26 protein-coding genes, 1 other RNA gene and 1 pseudogene are annotated in these 21665 nt (G+C 36.7%); 13 read left to right on the forward strand and 15 right to left on the reverse strand.

The genetic code is table 11. The annotated features are described in order from the left end of the window. Positions 1 to 8 precede the first annotated feature (8 nt). Genes bamA through lpxA form a run of 5 tightly spaced genes read left to right on the forward strand, consistent with a single transcriptional unit; the run spans position 9 to position 5422 of the window. On the forward strand, positions 9 to 2546 hold the full coding sequence (bamA, locus tag WFN33_RS00500; protein WP_336950803.1) for an outer membrane protein assembly factor BamA: 2538 nt from the start codon (positions 9 to 11) through the stop codon (positions 2544 to 2546). Positions 2547 to 2589: 43 nt separating this feature from the next. After that, positions 2590 to 3075: an OmpH family outer membrane protein gene (locus WFN33_RS00505; RefSeq protein ID WP_336950804.1), complete on the forward strand. Its 486-nt coding sequence runs from the start codon at positions 2590 to 2592 to the stop codon at positions 3073 to 3075. 3 nt (positions 3076 to 3078) lie between these two features. Further along, positions 3079 to 4149 (forward strand): UDP-3-O-(3-hydroxymyristoyl)glucosamine N-acyltransferase, encoded by a 1071-nt coding sequence (gene lpxD, locus WFN33_RS00510; RefSeq protein WP_336950805.1) that lies wholly within the window; start codon positions 3079 to 3081, stop codon positions 4147 to 4149. A gap of 2 nt (positions 4150 to 4151) precedes the next feature. Continuing rightward, complete coding sequence (gene fabZ / locus WFN33_RS00515; RefSeq protein ID WP_004719745.1) at positions 4152 to 4637, forward strand: 3-hydroxyacyl-ACP dehydratase FabZ; 486 nt, start codon at positions 4152 to 4154, stop codon at positions 4635 to 4637. After that, on the forward strand, positions 4634 to 5422 hold the full coding sequence (gene lpxA, locus WFN33_RS00520; protein WP_336950806.1) for an acyl-ACP--UDP-N-acetylglucosamine O-acyltransferase: 789 nt from the start codon (positions 4634 to 4636) through the stop codon (positions 5420 to 5422). Before fabZ ends, lpxA begins: the two co-directional genes overlap by 4 nt. A gap of 68 nt (positions 5423 to 5490) precedes the next feature. On the opposite strand, the gene WFN33_RS00525 is transcribed toward lpxA, so the two are convergent. Further along, entirely contained in the window at positions 5491 to 6348 is an 858-nt protein-coding gene (locus tag WFN33_RS00525; protein ID WP_336950807.1) for a YbgF trimerization domain-containing protein, read from the reverse strand. A gap of 382 nt (positions 6349 to 6730) precedes the next feature. On the opposite strand from WFN33_RS00525, the gene ffs reads away from it, so the two are divergent. Further along, an RNA gene (gene ffs / locus WFN33_RS00530) (signal recognition particle sRNA small type) lies at positions 6731 to 6827 on the forward strand. A gap of 383 nt (positions 6828 to 7210) precedes the next feature. Here the strand turns inward: ffs and WFN33_RS00535 are convergent. The 6 genes from WFN33_RS00535 to WFN33_RS00560 all read right to left on the reverse strand — a co-directional run bounded on the left by WFN33_RS00535 (position 7211) and on the right by WFN33_RS00560 (position 12814). After that, positions 7211 to 7837 (reverse strand): regulatory protein RecX, encoded by a 627-nt coding sequence (locus tag WFN33_RS00535; RefSeq protein WP_336950808.1) that lies wholly within the window; start codon positions 7835 to 7837, stop codon positions 7211 to 7213. A gap of 203 nt (positions 7838 to 8040) precedes the next feature. Next, entirely contained in the window at positions 8041 to 9471 is a 1431-nt protein-coding gene (locus WFN33_RS00540) for a class I adenylate-forming enzyme family protein (protein ID WP_336950809.1), read from the reverse strand. A gap of 1 nt (position 9472) precedes the next feature. Then, positions 9473 to 10321, reverse strand: coding sequence for an SDR family NAD(P)-dependent oxidoreductase (locus WFN33_RS00545; RefSeq protein WP_336950810.1), 849 nt, complete (start codon positions 10319 to 10321; stop codon positions 9473 to 9475). A 145-nt stretch (positions 10322 to 10466) separates the two neighbouring features. Further along, entirely contained in the window at positions 10467 to 11510 is a 1044-nt protein-coding gene (gene recA, locus WFN33_RS00550; RefSeq protein WP_336950811.1) for a recombinase RecA, read from the reverse strand. Between the two features lie 160 nt (positions 11511 to 11670). Beyond that, entirely contained in the window at positions 11671 to 12111 is a 441-nt protein-coding gene (locus tag WFN33_RS00555) for an RNA-binding S4 domain-containing protein (RefSeq protein ID WP_336950812.1), read from the reverse strand. Beyond that, complete coding sequence (locus WFN33_RS00560; protein WP_336950813.1) at positions 12095 to 12814, reverse strand: HAD-IA family hydrolase; 720 nt, start codon at positions 12812 to 12814, stop codon at positions 12095 to 12097. Before WFN33_RS00560 ends, WFN33_RS00555 begins: the two co-directional genes overlap by 17 nt. Before the next feature lie 227 nt (positions 12815 to 13041). Here WFN33_RS00560 and WFN33_RS00565 point away from each other — a divergent pair, with 227 nt between their 5' ends. Further along, positions 13042 to 14343, forward strand: coding sequence for a tyrosine-type recombinase/integrase (locus tag WFN33_RS00565; RefSeq protein WP_336950814.1), 1302 nt, complete (start codon positions 13042 to 13044; stop codon positions 14341 to 14343). Here WFN33_RS00565 and WFN33_RS00570 read toward each other — a convergent pair. The 8 genes from WFN33_RS00570 to WFN33_RS00605 form a co-directional block, all read right to left on the reverse strand. Then, positions 14253 to 14477: a hypothetical protein gene (locus WFN33_RS00570; protein ID WP_336950815.1), complete on the reverse strand. Its 225-nt coding sequence runs from the start codon at positions 14475 to 14477 to the stop codon at positions 14253 to 14255. The genes WFN33_RS00565 and WFN33_RS00570 overlap by 91 nt on opposite strands. Next, the gene (locus WFN33_RS00575; protein ID WP_336950816.1) at positions 14474 to 15718 is read right to left on the reverse strand and encodes a hypothetical protein; all 1245 of its coding nucleotides are present in this window, start codon (positions 15716 to 15718) and stop codon (positions 14474 to 14476) included. Before WFN33_RS00575 ends, WFN33_RS00570 begins: the two co-directional genes overlap by 4 nt. A gap of 12 nt (positions 15719 to 15730) precedes the next feature. Further along, positions 15731 to 16465: a hypothetical protein gene (locus WFN33_RS00580; RefSeq protein ID WP_336950817.1), complete on the reverse strand. Its 735-nt coding sequence runs from the start codon at positions 16463 to 16465 to the stop codon at positions 15731 to 15733. 2 nt (positions 16466 to 16467) lie between these two features. Next, positions 16468 to 16770 carry a hypothetical protein gene (locus tag WFN33_RS00585; RefSeq protein ID WP_336950818.1) on the reverse strand — a complete coding sequence of 101 codons (303 nt, stop codon included), beginning with the start codon at positions 16768 to 16770 and terminating at the stop codon, positions 16468 to 16470. Further along, positions 16770 to 17237: a hypothetical protein gene (locus WFN33_RS00590; RefSeq protein ID WP_336950819.1), complete on the reverse strand. Its 468-nt coding sequence runs from the start codon at positions 17235 to 17237 to the stop codon at positions 16770 to 16772. The genes WFN33_RS00585 and WFN33_RS00590 overlap by 1 nt, the downstream gene beginning before the upstream one ends. Positions 17238 to 17458: 221 nt before the next feature. After that, the gene (locus tag WFN33_RS00595) at positions 17459 to 17785 is read right to left on the reverse strand and encodes a hypothetical protein (protein ID WP_336950820.1); all 327 of its coding nucleotides are present in this window, start codon (positions 17783 to 17785) and stop codon (positions 17459 to 17461) included. Positions 17786 to 17841: 56 nt separating this feature from the next. Then, positions 17842 to 18147, reverse strand: a complete 306-nt coding sequence (locus WFN33_RS00600) for a hypothetical protein (protein ID WP_336950821.1) — start codon at positions 18145 to 18147, stop codon at positions 17842 to 17844. A gap of 15 nt (positions 18148 to 18162) precedes the next feature. After that, positions 18163 to 18933, reverse strand: a complete 771-nt coding sequence (locus WFN33_RS00605) for a LexA family transcriptional regulator (RefSeq protein ID WP_336950822.1) — start codon at positions 18931 to 18933, stop codon at positions 18163 to 18165. 127 nt (positions 18934 to 19060) lie between these two features. Here WFN33_RS00605 and WFN33_RS00610 point away from each other — a divergent pair, with 127 nt between their 5' ends. The 6 genes and pseudogenes from WFN33_RS00610 to WFN33_RS00635 all read left to right on the forward strand — a co-directional run bounded on the left by WFN33_RS00610 (position 19061) and on the right by WFN33_RS00635 (position 21662). Beyond that, positions 19061 to 19282: an XRE family transcriptional regulator gene (locus tag WFN33_RS00610; protein ID WP_336950823.1), complete on the forward strand. Its 222-nt coding sequence runs from the start codon at positions 19061 to 19063 to the stop codon at positions 19280 to 19282. A gap of 8 nt (positions 19283 to 19290) precedes the next feature. Then, positions 19291 to 19671, forward strand: coding sequence for a transcriptional regulator (locus WFN33_RS00615; protein ID WP_336950824.1), 381 nt, complete (start codon positions 19291 to 19293; stop codon positions 19669 to 19671). A gap of 46 nt (positions 19672 to 19717) precedes the next feature. Continuing rightward, positions 19718 to 19996 carry a hypothetical protein gene (locus WFN33_RS00620; RefSeq protein ID WP_336950826.1) on the forward strand — a complete coding sequence of 93 codons (279 nt, stop codon included), beginning with the start codon at positions 19718 to 19720 and terminating at the stop codon, positions 19994 to 19996. Beyond that, the gene (locus tag WFN33_RS00625; RefSeq protein WP_336950827.1) at positions 19993 to 20289 is read left to right on the forward strand and encodes a hypothetical protein; all 297 of its coding nucleotides are present in this window, start codon (positions 19993 to 19995) and stop codon (positions 20287 to 20289) included. The genes WFN33_RS00620 and WFN33_RS00625 overlap by 4 nt, the downstream gene beginning before the upstream one ends. Continuing rightward, positions 20286 to 21260: pseudogene (locus WFN33_RS00630) on the forward strand (helix-turn-helix domain-containing protein). Before WFN33_RS00625 ends, WFN33_RS00630 begins: the two are co-directional and overlap by 4 nt. Then, positions 21261 to 21662, forward strand: coding sequence for a DUF559 domain-containing protein (locus WFN33_RS00635; protein ID WP_336950828.1), 402 nt, complete (start codon positions 21261 to 21263; stop codon positions 21660 to 21662). The last annotated feature ends 3 nt before the right edge of the window (positions 21663 to 21665 follow it).

Here is a 21665-nt window from a genome sequence, read left to right on the forward strand (position 1 = left end):
TAATAGGCATGCAGCACTCACATTTATTTATGCCATTAGCGCTCGTTAGTGCGATGGCAGCTGTACAGCAAGTACAAGCGGCAGATGAGTTCATTGCACGTGATATCCGTGTGGATGGCTTGGTTCGTTTAACGCAACAAAATGTTCTTGCACTTTTACCAATAAATAGTGGTGACCGTGTCAATGATCCTGCAATTGCGGATTCAATTCGTGCTTTGTATGCTTCAAATCTTTTTGATGATATACAAGCATCTAACCAAGACGGTATCTTGGTGTTTAAAGTGATTGAACGTCCAGTAATTTCAAAAATTAATTTTAAAGGAAATAAACTGATTCCCAAAGAAGCTTTGGCGGATGGTTTAAAGAAGATGGGCTTGGCTGAAGGCGAAGTGCTTAAAAAGTCTGCATTACAAACCTTAGAAACTGAGTTAGAGCAACAATATGCTCAACAAGGTCGTTATGATGCAGATATTAAAGTTGAACAAGTTGCTCAGCCAAATAACCGCGTCGAATTGAATATTAATTTTAATGAAGGGAAACCTGCAAAAGTTTTTGATATCAATATTATTGGTAATACCGTATTTAAAGAAGACGAAATTAAACAAGCGTTTGCGGTAAAAGAAAGTGGCTGGTTATCGGTAATTTCTCGAAATGATCGTTATGCACGCGAAAAAATGTCAGCAAGTCTAGAGTCATTACGTGCGTTATATCTCAATAAAGGTTATATCAATTTTGATATTAACAGTTCAAATTTGAATCTTAGTGAAGATAAAAAACATATCTTTATTGAAGTTTCAGTGAATGAAGGCGAGCAGTTTAAATTTGGTGAATCTAAATTTTTAGGTGATGCACTTTATAAAACTGAAGATTTGAAAGCGTTGCAAATCTATAAAGATGGGACAACTTATTCTCAAGAAAAAGTGAATGCTGTAAAACAGTTACTTTTACGTAAATATGGTAATGCAGGTTACTATTATGCAGAAGTAAATGTAGTTCCTGAAATTAATAATGAAACGCATGTAGTTGATTTAAATTATTATATTAATCCTGGTCAACAAGTAACTGTACGTCGTATTAACTTTACTGGTAATACCAAAACTGCGGATGAAGTATTACGTCGTGAAATGCGTCAAATGGAAGGTGCTTTAGCGAGTAATGAAAAAATTGACTTGTCTAAAGTTCGTTTAGAACGTACTGGTTTCTTTAGTAAAGTTGATGTTAAGCCTGTTCGCGTACCGAACTTGCCAGATCAAATGGACTTGAATATTGATGTTGAAGAACAGCATTCTGGTACCAGTACATTGGCAGTGGGTTACTCTCAGAATGGTGGTATCACATTCCAAGCAGGTTTAAGCCAAACTAACTTTATGGGAACAGGTAATCGTGTTGCTATCGATTTATCTCGTTCAGAAACTCAAGATTATTATAACTTAAGTGTGACAGATCCATACTTTACCATAGATGGTGTTAGTCGTGGTTATAATATGTACTATCGTAAAACCAAGTTAAATGATGACTATAACGTTAACAACTATGTGACGGATAGTATTGGTGGTGGTATTACTTTTGGTTATCCAATTGACGAGAACCAAAATATTAGTGCGGGTCTAAACATTGACCAAACTAAAGTAACTACCGGTGCTTATGTTTCAACTTATGTACGTGATTATTTGCTAGCAAATGGTGGCAAGCAAACGCATACTTCAACATATTGTACAGTTGATTTAGAACCACTTTATGAGGACCCAAAAGATCCTAGTAAAATAACGGGTTATAAAGACTGTCCTGCTGATAAGTTATCTCCATATGGTGATGCATTTGAAGGTAAATATCTAACTTATAATTTAAATTTAGGTTGGTCATATAATACATTGAATCGTCCAATTTTCCCTACCAATGGTACAGCACATCGTATCAATGCTGAAATTGCATTACCAGGTAGTGATGTTGAATATCAAAAAGTCACATATGATGCGCAAACTTATTTCCCATTAGGTCGTGATTTTGTATTACGTGGCTATGGTAAGTTAGGTTATGGTAATGATTTACCCTTCTATAAAAACTTCTATGCAGGTGGTTTTGGCTCGGTTCGTGGTTATGACAATAGTACATTGGGACCCAAATATCCTGGTGTAACGTATAATGAAAGAAAAACCAAAGATTACGATCCTGAAGAAGTCGGTGGTAATGCTTTAGTACAATTTGGTACAGAGTTGGCTTTACCAGTGCCATTTAAAGGTGATTGGGCACGTCAGATTCGCCCTGTGATTTTTGCTGAAGGTGCGCAAGTTTTTGATACAAATTGTAGTACTGCTACAGGTAAATTATATTGGCAAGGTGGTGACACTGATCAAGGTGTTGATGCTAAAAAGTACTGTAAAGATAACTATGATTTTGACTTTGGTAACATGCGTTATAGCGTGGGTGTAGGCTTTACTTGGATTACCATGATTGGCCCGCTTTCGTTGAGTTATGCATTCCCACTGAATGACAAACCGGGCGATGAAACTAAAAATATTCAATTCGAGATTGGTCGTACTTTCTAAGTGTGATCTTTTTACGAGATTTAACTTAATATAAGGAACAATGATGAAAACAATGAAAATGGCCATTATGGGCTTGGGTTTAGGTTTTGCTGGATTGGTTCAAGCAGCTGGTTTTGGTGTAGTTGATCTAGAAAAAGTTGTAGAAAGTAGCAGCTACTTAAAGCAACAGAATGCAAGTTTAGAACAATCGGTTAAACCGCAAACCACGAAGCTTGAACAAATCACCAAAGATATTGAAGCATTGAAACAAAAAGCACAGGCTCAAGGTGCAAATGTGCAGCAAATTAATGCGCAGTATCAAGCAAAAGTGAATGAATTCCAAACGATTCAGCAAGGTGTTCAGGCTAAAGTACAAAGTACAATTCAAAATACTAATGCGACTTTTGAGGCTCGTGTAAAGCAAGTTGCTGAACAATTGCGCCAAGAAGGTGGATTAGACTTTGTTTTGAATAAAAATTCAGCACTAGCTTATGACGCAAAGAGTGATTTAACTGCTAAAATGATCCAAAAGGTTAATGCAATTAAATAATCAATGAAATCAAATCGTTTTCATCTCGATGAATTAGCTCAGCTTGTACAAGGTGAGCTAATTGGTCAAGCCAATTTTGTTTTAGATGGGCTTGCAAGTTTAGAACATGCGCAATCCAATCATATTTCTTTTGTAAATAATGACAAATATTTGAATGAAGCTCAAAACTCTAAAGCCGGTGCTTTGATTGTTACGGTCGAGTTAAAAGAACAGCTTACAAATTGCCAGAATTTTATTGTTGTTGCCAATCCCTATCTCGCTTTTGCAATTTTAACCCATCAATTTGAAGTTAAAGTAACTAAACGGGGGATCGAAAGTACTGCACAAATCTCTCCTTCAGCAATTATTGCAGATGATGCGTATATTGGTCATTATGTTGTGATTGGTAATGATTGTGTGGTGGGTGCAAATACAATTATCCAATCGCAAAGCAAAATTGACGATGGTGTTGAAATTGGCAAAGACAGTTTCATTGACTCTCATGTGCTGATAACAGGTCAAACAAAAATCGCAGATCGTGTTCGAATTCATTCTAATACCGCTATTGGTGGAGAGGGCTTCGGTTTTGCTCCCTATCAAGGAAAGTGGAATCGTATTGCTCAATTGGGTTCTGTACGTATTGGAAATGATGTCCGTATAGGTTCAAATTGTAGTATTGATCGTGGTGCTTTGGACGATACAATCATTCATGATGGTGTCATTATTGATAACCTTGTGCAAATCGCCCATAACGTGCAGATTGGCGAGAATACTGCCATCGCAGCTAAGTGTGGTATTGCGGGAAGTACCATTATTGGCAAAAACTGTGTTCTTGCGGGTGCTGTTGGTATCGTAGGGCATATAAAAATCACGGATAATGTTACGATTACTGGAATGTCAATAGTCACAAAAAGTATTTCTGAAGCGGGTTCTTATTCTTCAGGTACTGGACAGTTTGAAACAAATCATTGGAAAAGAACGGTTGTTCGCTTAAGACAATTAGCAGATGTGCCATTGACCAAACTGGTGAAACAAATAGATCATATGCAGGCTCAAATTGAGTCCATTGAATCAACTTTAAAGTCGCGTAAATAATTATGACTGAGTCTAAATCTCTACCTTTTACGGTTCCTGAATTACCAATGCAAACCCAAACGATTCGCGAATATTTGCCACATCGTTATCCATTTTTGCTTGTCGATCGTGTAACTGAAGTTACAGAGAATGGGATTGTAGGATACAAAAACGTTTCAATTAATGAAGAATTTATGCAAGGTCATTTCCCAGGCTATCCAATTATGCCGGGTGTTTTGATCGTTGAGGCGATGGCACAAGTTTCTGGTGTGCTCGGTTTTATCATGAATAATGAAAAGCCAAGACCAGGTTCTTTGTTCTTATTCGCTGGTGCTGAAAAAATACGATTTAAAAAACAAGTCGTACCAGGTGACCAACTCGTGCTAAAATCTGAATTACTCATGCAAAAACGTGGCATTTACAAGTATTTATGTACTGCCAGTGTTGACGGCGTGGTAGCAGCAACCGCTGAAATTATCATTTCTCATCAGAAATTAGAGCAGGCATGAGCAGTAACGACTTAATCCACCCAACCGCTATTATTGACTCTTCTGCAGTGATAGCACCAGATGTCCAAATTGGACCATATTGTATTATTGGTCCGCAAGTGACGATTGGTGCTGGTACCAAACTTCACTCACATGTTGTGATTGGAGGTTATACACGTATTGGTGAAAATAACGATATTTTCCAATTCGCAAGTGTAGGTGAAATTTGTCAAGATTTAAAATACCAGGGTGAAGAAACTTGGTTAGAAATTGGCGACAATAACAAAATCCGTGAACATTGCAGCTTACATCGTGGCACTGTTCAAGATCGAGGTTTAACCAAAATAGGGAACAATAACCTATTGATGGTGAATACACACATTGCACATGATTGTTTGATTGGAAATAACAATATTTTTGCAAATAATGTAGGCATCGCTGGTCATGTGCACATTGGCGATTTCGTCATTGTGGGCGGGAACTCAGGTATCCATCAATTCTGTAAGATTGATTCTTATAGTATGATTGGTGGCGCATCATTGATTCTTAAAGATGTTCCCGCTTATGTCATGGTTTCAGGCAATCCTGCGCATGCCTATGGTATGAACGTAGAAGGGATGCGCCGTAAAGGCTGGTCTAAGAATGTGATTCAAGGCTTAAGAGAGTCGTTTAAATTGATCTATAAAGAGAGTTTAACCACTGAGCAAGCCATTGAAAAAATTCGTCAAGAGATCCTTCCAGAAGTTGAAGAAGTCCAGTTATTGATTGATTCAGTATTAGAATCTAAGCGCGGTATCGTGCGTTAATTGTTAATGATTCCAAAAAATGCCTCATAGTTGAGGCATTTTTTTTGTTTAAGCTATAAATAAGATTGTTAGCCTTTTTTGAAAAAACCAGCTTCTTCTGATTTAGGGTAAGTGCTTAACAGTTTATTTTTATAGACATTCGCAGTTTGGGTATTCTTGTTGACATCTTTGGCAATACTATAAAGTTGGTATAAGGCACGTGGTGCTTTAGATGAGTTTGGAAATTTAGCTGCCACAATTTCATAGTTTTTCTTGGCGTCATTATAGTTTGGCGGATCAATTGCCAATTGAAACTCAGCTAACCAGAAATAAGCATTTCCAGTATAAATACTGTTTGGATAGTTTTTAATAAAGTTTTGCATAGGAGCAATGGCTTGTTTTGCACCGCCTTTTTTATACGCATCTAAAGCGATAGTATAGGCAGCTTTTTCGAGTGCAACAGGATCGCTGGTATTATTGCCACTATCGGTGGTTGGTGTTGCTGAATTTTGTGCCGTTGTCGGTACTGGGCTATTTGTCGTAGCTTTCTTTGTCGAAGTTGTTTGATCAGTTGTGTTTGAACTATCGACAGGCGCATTTTCAGCGGGGGCTTGTTCTGGTTGATTGCTCTCAGGTTCAAGCTTTTGATTGAGAAGTTCAAGACGCTGGTCTAAATCGGTATAGCGGTTGGTGAGTTCTTTGTTTAATTGATCGATGGCATGATCTTGTTCTTCAATCTTGCCACGTAATTCACGAATTTGATTTTCTAATTGTTGATTCTTTTGTATTAAATCCCAATTCATATTTCCAGCAATGGGTGCTGGTGAATTTGCTACATCATTTCGCGATGATGCAGTATCACTTAATCCACGAGATTCTATAGGAATTGCATATAAAGATGCTGAACTGAGTAAAGCAATAGAAAACAGAGCATGCTTTTTTAGCATAATTTAAAATCCATCAAAGTCAAAATTTTTCAAATAGGTTGATATGGGCTATTTGAAAATCAATAATTGTTATCATTAAAAACGGCTAGGGGCGGAATTGCAAGATGCTTTTACAATCTTCAGCTAATTCTAATGCAATATGAAGCTTTTTTGTATTTTAACGCTTGTAATTTATGAAGTAGTGCTGAGAAAAAAATCAGTAAAATATTAACGGATGCTTGATAAGTTTAATGGGCTATTGAAAAGAAAGTTAGAATTACTGTTAAAAATTAACCATATTGATGATGAAATAAGCAAACGAATGAATAACTTGAGAAAATCACAATGTTAGGCTTGAAAGAAAATTAAAAATCTCTATACTCTGTTCTTGCAATGGTAGCCCTGCTGGTGGTTTCGCAATTGTACTCTGAAAACCCCGCCAGGACCGGAAGGTAGCAACGGTATCAGAAATACGATGTGCCGAGATTTTGCTAGTAGGGCTGCCACCAGATTTCTAAATTTACCAATAATAATAACTCAATATATCCATTCAATTTATATGCTACATTTTAAAATTATCTCTGTTATTTAATCCCTGAAAATTTATATTTTCAATCTTTAGACCCTCTTATTTAATTCAACCATCATTTTTTAGTCGTGATTAAAGATCTATCATCCTTATTGAGCTTGTATTGAAAATACGCATATAGTTTTATGGATGAATGAAATGCTAGCTTGTGCAGGGCTAAAAGATATTGCATCTGCTTAGAATTTATAAGAAAACAAAAGTGAGAAGGGAATTCTATCAATAGATTTTCAGTCTAAGATTTTCAACCTACCTTTAAATGAAAAGTTTATTTGGAATTGTATCGACTGACCATCATCAATCATCACTTGGTTTTTTTGAAATTGCTTTCATAATCGCATCCATTTCAAACCCACGATATTGTAAAAAGCGAATTTGTTTGGCTTTAATTTTTGGATCCTTGCTGACCTCCGTACCATATTTCTTAACTTTCAATTGATAGGCTTGTTCATACCAATCAATTTCTGCAATATCCTCTTGAACCAAGGCTTTATCCAGTTGTTTGGCACGTAAAGCCAGTTTGATTCGATTCGGGCCTTTACCTCTACGGACTTGGCTACGTACAGTCATTTCCGCTACGCGTTGGTCACTTTGGTAGTTATTTGCTGACAACTCATCAACCAAAGTTAAAACCTCTTCACGGCTTTGTGCATAGGTCATCAGCTTTTCAATCAGATCAGCTTTAGAATATTCTTTTCGAGTCAACACAGCAAAAGCATAAGAACGCAAACGAGTACCGGTCAAGCCCTGTGGTTTGGGTGCAAGATCCTGTGCGGCATTAAAAGCGTGTTCATCATTTGCAATATTAGATTCAGGTTCTGCAGGTCGAGATGTAGAATGCTGATACTCTGTTGCTTCCTGTTCACCAAATTGCTGTTTGAGTTTTTGGTAATCTAACAATTTGGGAAATTTTGCTCGGCTCATAGCTATTGATAACAATCTATTTATTTCAGAGATAAATGCTAGTTTAGCTTTAATTCATTTTTTTAACAGTGCAAATGCTATACAGATGAATTTTACTCCTCCTAAATATCAAAGAGTCTAAGCAAGTATTAGAGGGGGAAGATAAACAGATATGAGGATTTAAATTTTTATTTAAAACGCTTCATGTCGAAGCTTAATAACGCCTAAACTGGCTTACCGATACTATCCGTTTCTATTCGGTCAATGATTCGAATTGATTTAGGGCGAAGGTAGCGAGGCGTTTGGCCACTAATCCATAATTGTAATTCTTCAATATTCAGTACCTGATAGAGAATAATGTCTACTGCCAAACATTGTCCAAGATCAGTATCATCTATAGCATAAGCGCGTGCATAGCTAATTGCGCTATGGGTATATAAAATATTTTCCAAGTCAATCGGGTAAACATTGACTCCACCGCAAATTAACATATCATCAGAGCGACCTTTTAAATAATAATAACCTTCAGCATCTTGTACGGCTAAATCTCCGCACTGTAGCCATTGATTCGGTGTAATTGACCAAGCACATTTGCTCCATAAGATACCGATATTGCCATTTTCTAAAGGCTGACCCGTAGAGTCGGCAATTTTAATTTGTACACCTTGAATAGCTTTTCCTATACTTTCTGGATTTCGTTTTAAATCAGTTGTTGTTGCCAAGAGGTTAATACCACTTTCAGAGCTGCCATAGAGATTGAACAGTTGTAGCTGAGGATAGTGTAGTAGCGCGTGTTTGACCAATTTCGCGCTTAAAGGCGCGCTACCTGTAATTATGTATTGTACTGAGCACAGAGGAGCATTCAGTTCAATTAAACGGTATAAAATAGTGGGCACTAAGTTTAAACAATCAATTTGATGGTGTTTAATCAGTTGCTTGGCAGATTGTGGATCAAATCGTTTTTGCAAAATCACAGTTTTATGAAAGCTCAGTGCCATCAAACTGGCAGTTAAACCTGCCGCATGGCAGAGCGGTGTCATCACAAAAATTTGCTTAATTTTAAAAAATTTTAATTTTCTGAGCATGAGGTCTAACAAGGGTAAACTTTGTAGTGGCTTAGATTGCCTTGTGGCAACTTTGGGAATCCCTGTTGAACCAGCAGAGCAGACACTTATTTTATTAAAATAAGTCGGTTTTATACGAAATTTCTGCTGGGTACTTGGTGCAGGAATAAGCGTAAAATTTTGGATATTGACTGGAGTAAATACTTCTAAACTGCCAACAAGATGTAGTTGTCTCTGGTCAATTAAAGCCTGAAGTTTATGCTGTACGAGGTTGGGGTTAACGATAATGATATCTTTACCTAAACGGCTCAGTGCAAACAAGGCCGCTAAGCTATCTAGGTCTTGCTGCATCATTAAACCAATTTGTTGTGGAAGTTGCTTCGGACTATGTGGGTTTTGCCATGCACAAATAAGTTGGTCAGTTCTGTATTTTAATTCTAAAAAGCTAATTTGTTGATCATCAATAATAAATGCTGTTTTATTTTTTTGAATACGTGTTTGAACATCTAAAATACTATATAAATGAATACCATGTTGAATAGTGCTATAGCATAAACTTATGCACCATCTTAACCAAAAGAACCATTTCATCTTATAACTTTCGCTTGAGTAAATTTTTATAGAAATAATAAATCGGTGTGATCAACAATATTGAAGCAATCTGTGCAATTCCTAGCCACCATGGTTGCCATTGTCGTTTACGATAAATTAGGCACGCAAGAATTGCTTGAGCGGCGTCTTTTGCTTGCATCGCTGGCATTTGCTGATATTGTTTAGTGGGTAAAATCATTCGTGTACGGACTAGGGGTAAGTAGACTAAGCCTGCGTGTACTTCATAAACCGCCAATTCTGGTTGAATGGCAAGAATCCACTGTTGCATTGCTGTTTTCGAGGCTTGATAGGTTGACCAAAATGGCGGGGCAAATAGTTTGGTGTTGATGGTTGAAACCACAATAATTTGCCCTTGCTTGAGTTTTAAATCAGTTAACAATAAACGGGTAAGTTGGGCAGGGTTGATGTAATTAATTGCAATGGTTCGATCGATATCCTGTGGGCGATCTAAGCTATCCCAAATAGAGCGCTGAATTGATTTTCCTGCATTATGGATCAATACATCAATCTGAATATTGCGCGCTGTTAGGCTTTGAAAAATATGTTCTGCGGCATTGGATTGATATAAATCTGCACAGATGATTTCAATATGGCACTGATTAGATTCTAATTCACTTTTGAGTTGTACAAGCTTATCTGTACTACGTGCAATCAGCACAAGCGTGCATTGTGTATTGGATAACAGCCTTGCACATGCTTCACCAATCCCAAAACTTGCACCTGTAATTAAAATCGTTTTATTGCAGAAATGTTGATCCAGTATATTTTCTTGAATTTGTGGGGCTCGAAAAAATAAAAATTCAGTGATTGTTCTGATTTTTTTATACATGATAATGATTAAGTCTGATTTATAGGGCTTTCGTTTAGTTATAACTGAAATTTATCTTAAATCAAAATGACTGTTGTATAATTTGGTTTTTAGCATAAAAAAGCGCCTCGAAAGGCGCTTGATATACTTAAAATAAAGTTTTAATTTAAACATCTAAAAGATCAGGTTCTTCTTCTTTATCTTCTGCAGGTGCAGCATTGGCAGTGGTTAAAAGTTTTTCACGAATCATACGATCAAGATCTTGAGCCAATTGAGGATTTTCCTCTAAATGTCGAATGACATTGTTTTTACCTTGACCGATTTTGTCACCTTGATATGAATACCAAGCACCCGCTTTTTGTACGAGTTCTTGTGCAACAGCCAGATCAACTAATTCACCTAAATGGTTCACACCTTTACCATACATAATTTGGAAAAGTGCTTCACGGAAAGGAGGCGCCATTTTGTTTTTAACAACTTTGACTTTGGTTTCAGAACCTACAATTTCATCGCCTTCTTTAACTTGTCCAATACGACGAATATCTAAACGTACAGAAGCATAGAACTTCAATGCGTTACCACCAGTTGTGGTTTCAGGGCTACCAAACATAACCCCAATTTTCATACGAATCTGGTTAATGAAGATAACCATACAGTTTGAACGTTTGGCATTACCTGTGATTTTACGTAAAGCTTGGCTCATCAAACGTGCTTGTAGACCCATGTGAGAGTCACCCATTTCGCCTTCAATTTCGGCTTTAGGGGTTAACGCTGCTACAGAATCGACAACGATCATATCGACTGCACCCGAACGAACCAACATATCTGCGATTTCAAGTGCTTGTTCACCATTATCTGGTTGTGAAACTAAAAGGTTGTCTATATCTACCCCAAGTTTACGTGCATATTGTGGATCTAAAGCATGTTCCGCATCAATAAAGGCACATGTTCCACCTGCTTTTTGGCATTGCGCAATGGCTTGTAGCGTCATTGTCGTTTTACCAGAAGATTCAGGACCGTAAATTTCAACGATACGACCTTTTGGTAAGCCCCCAATACCCAATGCAATATCAAGTGTTAAAGAGCCTGTAGAAACTGCTTCAACCGCTTGAACAGTGTTATCACCTAAGCGCATCACTGTGTTTTTACCAAATTGTTTCTCAATTTGGCTCAGTGCCGCATTCAGTGCCTTGCTTTTGTTATCATCCATCTCGTAAACCTCAAACGATGTAATATCACTAATATCTTAAGTGGATGTCATTAAATTTGATCTTTCGTCCACGGCAGTAATAGTGACAGAAAATAAAAAATGGTTCTATATTAAAAAAACATTAGTACGACATAAGATGTCGTACCCAACCTAAACGAATTCAGTCATCATCATAGGACCAAGATTGGTCAAATTGTTGATCATTTTCTTGTTTAAATTTGCTAATTTGTCGTCGATCTTTTTTACTTGGTCGATGATCAGGGCGTGCTAGATTATGCAATTTTCTTTGGGATGAAATCAACTCTCTACGTGCCACACTCACCTCAGTTTCTTCATAAAGTTGTTGGGCGATCGGTGCGCCGCCACGAACAAAGGAGAGTGCTTTAATCACTACCGTTTTACGATCAAAACCTTGTTGTATGGTGAGCTCCATTCCAACACGAATCTCTTTTGAGACTTTAACACGTTCATTATTATGATGAACTTTACCACCCTCGATTGCATCTTTGGCAATAGAGCGTGTTTTAAAAAAACGTGCAGCCCAAAGCCATTTGTCTACACGCATTGTTTCAAGTTGTTGTTTCTCAGGCTGTTTTGACATCGACATCCTTATGTTCTAAATCTGTTGACTGTAAATTTGCTAACACTACGTTTTTCAGTAAAGGTAAAAGCTCAGTTAAATGATTGATTGCAGGATATTCCAATTCTAATTGATGACGCGCAGTACGACCACTGGAAGGTTGGGTAATCGTGATTAAGTGTGCTATACCAAACTTTTCAGCACCTTTTAATACTGGAATGGTGTCATCCACAAAACATGCATTTTGTGGGTCAAATGGATGCTTTTGCTGTAGGATTTGCCAAAACTCAATAAACTCTTTGGAATAGCCAATTTCTTCACTGCTGATCATTACTTCAAAATAAGGGCTGAGATCAACATTTTCAAGTTTAAGTTTTAAGCCAGCACAATCTGCATTGGTCAGTAACCAACAACGATAACCTTGTGCTTTTAATTGTTTTAATAATTCAAAACAGCCAGCTCTTGGGGTGATTTTATCTTTAAAATCATATTGTAACTGGAGGACATCAACCCCAACTTTTTCAGACCAATATTTTGAAGAATACCAGCAGAGAGTATGATTATGTTGTTGATAAAATGCATTTAGAATATTTTGACTGTGCTCTAAACTATATTGATGGGTTTCTGCATGACGTTCGGGGAGTTTGGTATTCCAGATCAGATCATCGAAAGCTAAATCAAGGAGTGTGCCGTCCATATCAAAAAGAAGGATTGGTTTTTCCATTCAAGAAACTCCTAAGAATTTTAAAGCACATTAAAGCGCATCGAAATATTTGAAACTATCTATTTTATAACTAAATTGTTTGATTTTAAAAAGGTTAAAACAATTTTAAAAAATTTCAAAGCTCAATAAAGTCATTCATGTTTCAAGAAAAATTATGTACATATCTGTGTACATAATTTAAAATATTCACATGACAATAAAGTATAAGATATTTGGAAAATTTAATCATGGCATTAAGTGATAGTTGGTTGAAATCTAACAATGGAAAAATAAGAGAAAAAGTTGAAGTCATTACAGATCGCGACTCTCTATCAGTGCGAATCTCTCCAAAGGGAAAAATTGTATTTCAATATCGCTATCGTTTTAATGGAAAAGCATCACGTTTAGATATTGGAACATATCCACATTTGAGCCTGAAAGATGCTAGGATTTTAGTTCAAAAGTACAAAACAGAATTAGATCAGGGTAAAGACCCATTTCAATTAAAGTTAAAGTCTGAAACAAACTATTTAAAACAACTCACAGTCAAAGAAATATGTGATCAGTGGTTTACAACAATCGCAATCGGCAAGGTTTCCACAAAAGATAATTTTAGAGCTTTTGAAATACATTTATATCCACATTTAGGAAAGCGTATTTGTGATGAAGTCACACTACAAGAGTGGTCTGAACTTTTATTTAAAATTGCTTCAGATGCAAAATCTGTATCCGTCAAAATTTTAAGTAATTTAAAATTAATTATGAGATGGGGATGCATTCATGGAAGGATTAACAATCAACCTTTACAACATCTAAAAGCTGCAGATTTAAACTTTAAAAAAGTAAAACGTTCTCGGTATTTATCTGAACAAGAAATATTTTGGGTTGTGCATTCAGCAATTAGAAACAATGGTATGTCACCTAAAAATAAAGCAGTTATTGTTATGCTGTTATTTTATGGTTGCCGAGTATCTGAATTGAGATTGGCAAAAAAATCTGATTTCGACTTTAGTGAGAATACATGGTACATACCAGTAGAAAATCACAAGATGGGGGATAGAACACATCGTCCGATCATTCGCCCAATAATTCCTCAAATTGTACCTTTTTTAGAATATGTATTTTCAATGTCACCACCAAGTTGTGAATATGCTTTTCCAAATCTAAAAGGGAAAAAATATACGAAATTAGAAAAAGGCTTTCAGACTACAATTCCAATGTATGTTGATAATAGTATAAAAAAAATATTTGGGGTCGAAATAGCTCATTGGACTACACATGACCTAAGAAGAACGATGAGAACACATATTTCAGATCTTGCTGCTCCTCATATTTGCGAAATCATGTTAGGACATGGTTTACCTGCAGTTTGGGGAACGTATGATTTACATGAATATTTATCTGATCAGGCGCAAGCTTATGAGAAATGGTTCTATAAACTTTGCGCCATTCTCGACAATTATGATCGATTTGATATCAAAGGCTCTATATCTAATGATTCAAGTAATCCATTGCTTTCTTCCCATGATGCTACTGCTTTAATGCCATAGCGGCTGCTGGATTTACCATGTGCCTTGATTAACGGAGCTGGAAAGTCTTGGTGATCTCTCCAATTTTTTAATGTTCCCTTGGAAATATCATATCTTTTAAGAAGCTCAGGGGTTGAAATGTACAATTCATTCATAAATTATCTCCAATAGTTAATCTAGAAGCCATCGCCTTGGGGTCTGAATTTTCAAGCTCAAATCGACGTTTACGAACAAGCCCCATGAGTTTTGGTTGAATATCCGGATGACGGCCTGCAACATCAATTTCCAAAATATCCAAGGCTGTTAAATCAGGAGCATTTTGTATTTGAACAGCAAGTGACGGTGGTTGTTCAGGGGGCGGGGCTGACGCACTCAACTCACTCAATCGTTTATTAATTGCATCCATTAATGGTTTGCGTTGTTCTTCAGTCCATTGTGTTGTGTATTTATACAAGGCATTAGCTTCAGCAGCTGAATTTGATTTTTGAGCACGTTCTAATAGCTCTGCAAATAACTGGTTGTACTGGTTATCCTGAATTTTATCTAGAAATGTCGCCTGAAATTCTGCAAGTTTAGAACATTTTGCAAGATTAATTTCTGAGAGCTGTTCTTCGCTAAAACCTTGATCATTCACATCGTGTAGAGTGGTTTTAATTTCTTCCTCTGAAACACATGCATTAATGCCATCTATATAAATTTGATGATCAATGTAACTTGGTTTTGGTGCATATTGCTCAGGATCAAGTTCTATCAACTTATTCTCAGTCAATTTGCATAGGTGTTGAGTATGTTCACGCTCAAGATGACCATTAGCAAAAAACACTGGGCGTAATAAAAGAACAGCTTCTGTTGTCGTACAGTTTGCAATTTTCGCTGTAAATTTATCAATTATTAAGGCAGGATCTGTTTCAATTTCTGGGGTATCTTCAGTTGTAAAAGCTTCTTTAGTTTTACGAGGAGCTTTAGATTTTTTTGGCTTTTCACTGAAACCGTCTTTAATTTCAATTTCAGTAATCATATTGCCAAATGTTTTACCAAACGCCTGAAGCTGCAGCTGTGCATTCTCAGCATCTAATTGAGCAAATCCATTTGCCACACTCAAACTTATATCTCCATGTTCTGGATCGTATTTAGTACGCAAGATACATGTTGGCATCACAATAAAGATTTCTTGACCATTCTCCAGATCGTGTGGTTCTACTGGCTTAGTAAATTGAATATCTGCCAAAGTTAACGATTCACGTTTAATACAGAACTCATAACCAGGTAAAGCAAAAATCGTAGCAGGGAACTGATTTAAGTCATCAAAGTCCATCAATTCACCAACAGCGCGGCACATGATATTTTTACCAGCCATGAGTGCTGAAAATGCTTCATTACTATTTAGTAAATTCATTTTTTATTTTCCTCAGTGCTGCATTTGATTTTGTTGTTGAACTTGGTTTATCGGTGGCGCTTCATTCCATCCCATTTGATCTGCTCGAGCGCGGCAGGCTTTTGATATACCAGACTCGTATTGGGTACCTTTGAAAGTATTGATAGCTTTATCAAGTGTTTGAGGTTTTTTAGCATCTTTTATAGCTAGAAGTGCATCTTTATAACGCTGAGCTAAAGGTTTTTGTTGCTGAACAGAATTCTGGTTGTTTAGGTTTTGTGTTGGCTGTTGTTTTTGCTCATTGTAATGTGCTGCAGCCATTTCTTGGTATTTCCAGTCATCCCAAATGCCTGAGAAAATATCGCCAGCAAAACCAATAAAACTAAGTGCCTTAACCATTGCATCTGTTACAGATTTTTTAGGGGCATCTTCGTCGTATATCATTTTGCCTGTATTAGTTTTATACATGGCCATTGTTCCGCCCATGTGTTCCACTGAACACTTTTTACCATCTTGCATATACCAAACACGGACAGTCGCATAATGCATCATTGTTTCGGCATTACACTGCTGGAAACCTTGTTGAACTATTTCAATTCCCCAACCTAGGCCACAAGGGCCGAAAGTTTCTGTAGCACGTTGAACTAACCAATAAGGTTGAGGTGATGAGCCCTTATAAGATTTACCAGTAATGGGTTTTACTTTGCTTGGATCGGTAATGCTTAAAGAATTCCAAAGATCCATGTTTGTATTATTTGAATTAGTCATGATTATGCTCCAGTCCATCCCATGCGCTTTTTGTAAGCGCGACGTTCATAAGAAGGGATATTTGAATTTTGAAGACCAATAGCCAATGCTTTACGCTTTTGAAACTTCCGTTCACGCTCAAAATTAAGGCTAATCCAAGGTTTCTCTAAGTGCTCTGCGAAATCGATAAGGTACAAATAGCCTGATTTGCTTACACGGTAAATTTCACCATTTTTCTGAATATATTCAGATGAATAAATACGCATACGGAATTCGCCGTTTTCATCACTAATGAATTCTGATTTTTTTGGAGTAGATGTATTCATTAGACAGCCTCCACCAAACGGTTACGTTCGATATAACCGATAATTATCTGATTGATATTTCGGTGATCGTTGTAATCTGTGAAGTCGTTATATTCCTTGCCATTAATGTCTTGGATCTCATCAATTGCTAAGTTGGTGATTTCAACTACAGTAAATTCAGAATCTGGTACACCGTAGTTATCGGGATAAGATTCAAAATCGAAGCTAACTTTAAGTAAGAAGCTATCAAGTTTTATTAGGGCCAAGCCTGATGAATTAGAAGTGACTTTTAAAGCTTGAATGCTATATGAAGAAGGGGCAGTGTTTGGAATAACTACTGCAGGTTTGTATTCAGTGGCTTTTTGATCATATGTAAGACCGATCACGGCAACAGTGAATAAACCACTGATTGCAGCTACTTTAATAAAGCTAAATGACTGTACACGATGTGTAACGATGGGATTGATTGAATTCGGTTTAATGTTCATAATTCACCTGTAGTAAGGAAAAGCGCATTTGATTTCGAGGTCGGTGCGCTTTTTTTGTTTGTGTATGACTTAAATATACCTGTGAGGTAAAATAATGTAAACACCTGTGAGGTAAAATAATTAGAATATTTTTATACTTTATAGGTGTATTTTTTGTAACTGTGTTTTTATAGACAAAAGAAAACCCACACAAGGTGGGTTAAATTGTTGATAATTTTGTATTAGCACTGAATATTATATCTACCTTTATACGATTCAATTGTTTTTAAAAGATCCGAACTTGTATCAACATCTGTAGGATCAGTCAGCTTTAGATAAAGTGGTAGGTATTCTTGCTTATAGGTAACAGGGAATTCCTCACAAATAACTTTCTTACGCTCTTCTAATGGAGTAGATGGTCCTGCTAGTGTTACAAGATACATTGTCATTTTTAAATCAACTTCTTGATATTTCTCAAGAAGCTTTTCACGTTCAGGTGATATTTGCTCAGGCTTATCACATCCAAACATTGAAAGTGTCAACAAGCATAAAAATGAAATTGTTTCCATAGAGATTGATTCTGCTTAAAAGTTTATAATTACGGGGTGAAATTTTAAGCTTTTGCTTATCGTGCCTCTGAATACGTTTCTAAAAACTCATCTATCCATCCTTGTGCAACTTCAAGATTGGTTATGTCTGTTAGTTTTAGATTGGTTTCTTCAGCTTCGTTAAAGCCTTCAATAATGGCCTCAAAGATATTTGCTTCACTAATGACCTCCCGCGCTATTTCCGCAGCGTCATAGCTTTGCTTAGCTTTCTTTAGTGAAGCTATTTGTTTATCAATTCCTGCACCAATTTTACCTAATGCTGATTTAAACTCTTGACGATTAATCGTTAGCGCAGTTTTGTATTTATTAAGTGTTGCGATCATAAAATTCTCTTTTATTTATATGGAATTAGGGTGTTCTTGCTTGTGCTGGCTTGGTGGGATGATGTCTGTAATAGCTGTAATGCTTTCCACTTCATCCATATCAAATGTAATCCTTTCACTTCCGTTCACAGCTAAAAGATTAAGGACATTGTTATGGATTCCGATGAATTCCTTAATAGTGCATCTTCCATCCTTTAAGCAAACCTGAACAAACTCTGAAGGAGTTGGCTCTGCATCTGGATCACAAACAACATACCAACCATTACGAATAGCAGGGTACATGGAATCACCAGTTCCTTTAATTCCATATGCTTTTTCACCACCAGAGTGAGTTGGGATATAACCATCTCCACCATTACCCTCATAACCCATATCAGTGAAAAAGCCATCCATGCCCATTTTGCTGTAAGCCTTAACTGGAACCCATCTTTTGCTTATCACGAACGGTTTTTCAGCCACTTTCGAGAATAAAACAGCTTCCTCTCCATCAGCAATGTTGTGCTGCTTTTTGAAAGCTTCAATATCAAATTTATTAAAGCTACCTATACCTAGTAGCTTACTGTCGGATTGATCAAGATATCCTTTAGGTTTGTTAAAGGCTTTTTCTATCTTTTCAGCTGTATCATCACCAATATTTTTTGTTGGGTTTTTACCAATATATTGGCTAAATAAGTTGTAAGACATATCAATTCTTTCAGCAAACTCTGTGCGACTTAGGCCAGATTCCTTCATCAGCTTTTTAGTATTACCAAGTCTAATTTCATGAATTGTCTTCAATTCAGCCATTTTAAGTTCGCCTTTATTCAATATTAAGTAATTTACCTTTCAGGTAGAAAAAATAAATACCCTGAGAGGTTGTTTTTTATTTACCTTGTGGGTATATTTATATTTAATTTACCTTCCGGGTGTATTTATGGTTACCCTTTACGATTTCTGGCGTGGTCTCGATAAAGATCAACGCATTAAATTTTGTGAAACCACAAAAATTTCTTATGGATATATGGAATCTCATCTTATCCATGGACGCAAAAAACCAAGCATGGATACCATTCAAAGAATGGTAGATGCGAGCAATCAGAAACTAACCCACAAAAGCATATTTGACTTCTTTCTTAGAAAGACCAGTGCAGCTTAGGAACCACCATGAGCAAAGTATTAAATGAATTGTCTGCAAGCGCTAGAAATAGCATTTCACGAGTTATGCGTGTTCTTGCAAGCACCAACAATGCGCAGATTGCTGATTCAATTGGACTTGATCCAACCACATTTTCTAGAATGAAAAATGACAAGAAAAGCAATGGCTTGAGTGACTTTGAAAACACTTGCGCAGCATTGGACGCAATGGGGTTAAAAATCGTTCCAAAGAAATACAAGTTAATTCACAAAGAAAAACTTGCAGCTTTATTGGCTATGGCTAAGGGATATATGGGACGACTTAATTCTGTAGATGATCTTTTTCAAGATGATATTGATGATTTTGGAATCGATATTGAACTTGGATACAACGAAATAGAAAAAGCCTGATCTCGCGAATCAGGCTTTTAATTCATCAATTATGGGACCAATGAATATGAAATCAAATTTAGCACAACACCAAAACACAAACAACATTAATGCTGATTTTCTAACAGGTGATGTTGTAGTTCTCACAAAGCCAAATTACACGACAGATTCAGAGGAATTATTCAGTGTTGAAGAGTTTCACTCAAATCTTGATATGTACGAAATTGAGTCTAAAAGTTATTTGCTGCATGTTTTTGCAAATGAAGTTCGCACAGCATCAATTGCAGAAATCCAAGCCAATCGCCGTTTAACCGAAGCTGAACAAGCACTAGCGGAGGTTTCATGAATAGCCATTTTCAAATTAAACCTGAGCATAAACAGACTCAGGAAATCCAATCATTTTATGAACCAACTTTGCTTTTGTTGAACCATATTCATGGCATCAAAAAAGGCAATCTAAGATTGCGTGGTTACAACGAAGAGAATGCAGCTGTAACCAAGGAAGAATTGGCCCAAAAGATGGCTTATCGATTCAAGATCACGATTTGGTTAGCAAGTCAGGTTATTACGAGCCTGATCAAAGCTGAACAGGTCATTTCATTTGGTGGGTACGTAAAGCCTAAGGTCGGTGAATTATGAGCTTAGATGCAACCATTTGGGCATGGAAAATTAGACAAAAACAAAAGAAAGGTGGCAGTATAAAACCTTTAAAAAAATTGGTTTTACTGTCACTTGCGGATCGTGCAAGTGAGGATCATTGCGCTTATCCAAGTGTGGCCAGATTGGTTGAAGATACCGAAATGGATCGTAAAACCGTTTTAAAAATCATCGATGAATTGGTTGAAGATGGATTAATTATTGATACTGGGGAGCGGAAAGGGCGCACAAAACAGGTAAAAGTTTATCAATTGATGGGTGTATGTGGTCGTGAAACAGTACCAATAACGGTACTGTTAAGTAATGAAAATCAAGACTTAAACAATACCAACAATGGTACTTTTAAAGGGTCTAAAGAGTCCCAACAATGGAACAGTACCAATAATGGAACAGTTCCAACAATTCCATTAAACAGTCCCAACAATTCCGTTAAAGAGTCCCAACGTTGGGACACGGAATCTTTCAAAGAATCTATTAATGAATCTAAAAATAAAAATGGGTGGCTTTGTTTTAAAAAACTTCGTTTGGAATTAGAACAGGCTGATCCCAATGTGACACCAAAAGAAATTATCGAAGCAAGTTGGTTTGAGCGCGAAAAGAAAACTTTCGAACTTTTTAATGCTGGAAACAATCTTTGTGCTGACTTGATGATTTACCACTTTGCAGACTGGCTTTTAAAAAATCGCCATAAATACGGAAATAAATGTAAGCCTGAGCAAATTAATTTAGATCCTGATTTCCTTGTTTTCGCTTCACCAAGTCAGATGTACATGTTTGCAAACAAACTTGCTCGACATCCTGAAGTTATCAGCAAGTACAGCACTGCAGGTGAATCATACGAAAATCTTGCTGGTCGCATAGCTGCAAAACTTGCTGATCCAACTGAACGCCAGAATTGGAAATCATATCTTGCTAACGTTGGATTTAAATCCAAGAGCAGAGGTGCAGCGTAAGTGGAAAGCATCTCAATTGCTGAATATAAAAAGAAATACGCGCCTAAGGTGAAAAGGAAATCAAAGCGTAGTAATTCATCAAAAAAAGAACGTGTTGTAAGTGATGGTGAAGCAACATTAATTCAGCATTTGAGAGCTTACGGAATCGAATTTAAACAAGAGTATCAGTTCAATGAAAATCGAAAATGGAGAGCTGATTTTCATATAACTGGTACCAAGATTTTAATAGAAGTTGAAGGAGGTATTTGGAGCAATGGCAGACATACAAGGGGGAAAGGTTATATAGCAGATATGGAGAAATATAACTCAGCTCAGGTACTGGGTTATTTAGTGTTCAGATATAGCACTGAGCAGGTAAAGAGCGGTAAAGCGATTGAAGAAATTAGACGGTTAAAAGGGTGATTA

This window comes from Acinetobacter sp. AS167, from assembly GCF_037152175.1.
In the GTDB taxonomy this organism is placed as follows: domain Bacteria; phylum Pseudomonadota; class Gammaproteobacteria; order Pseudomonadales; family Moraxellaceae; genus Acinetobacter.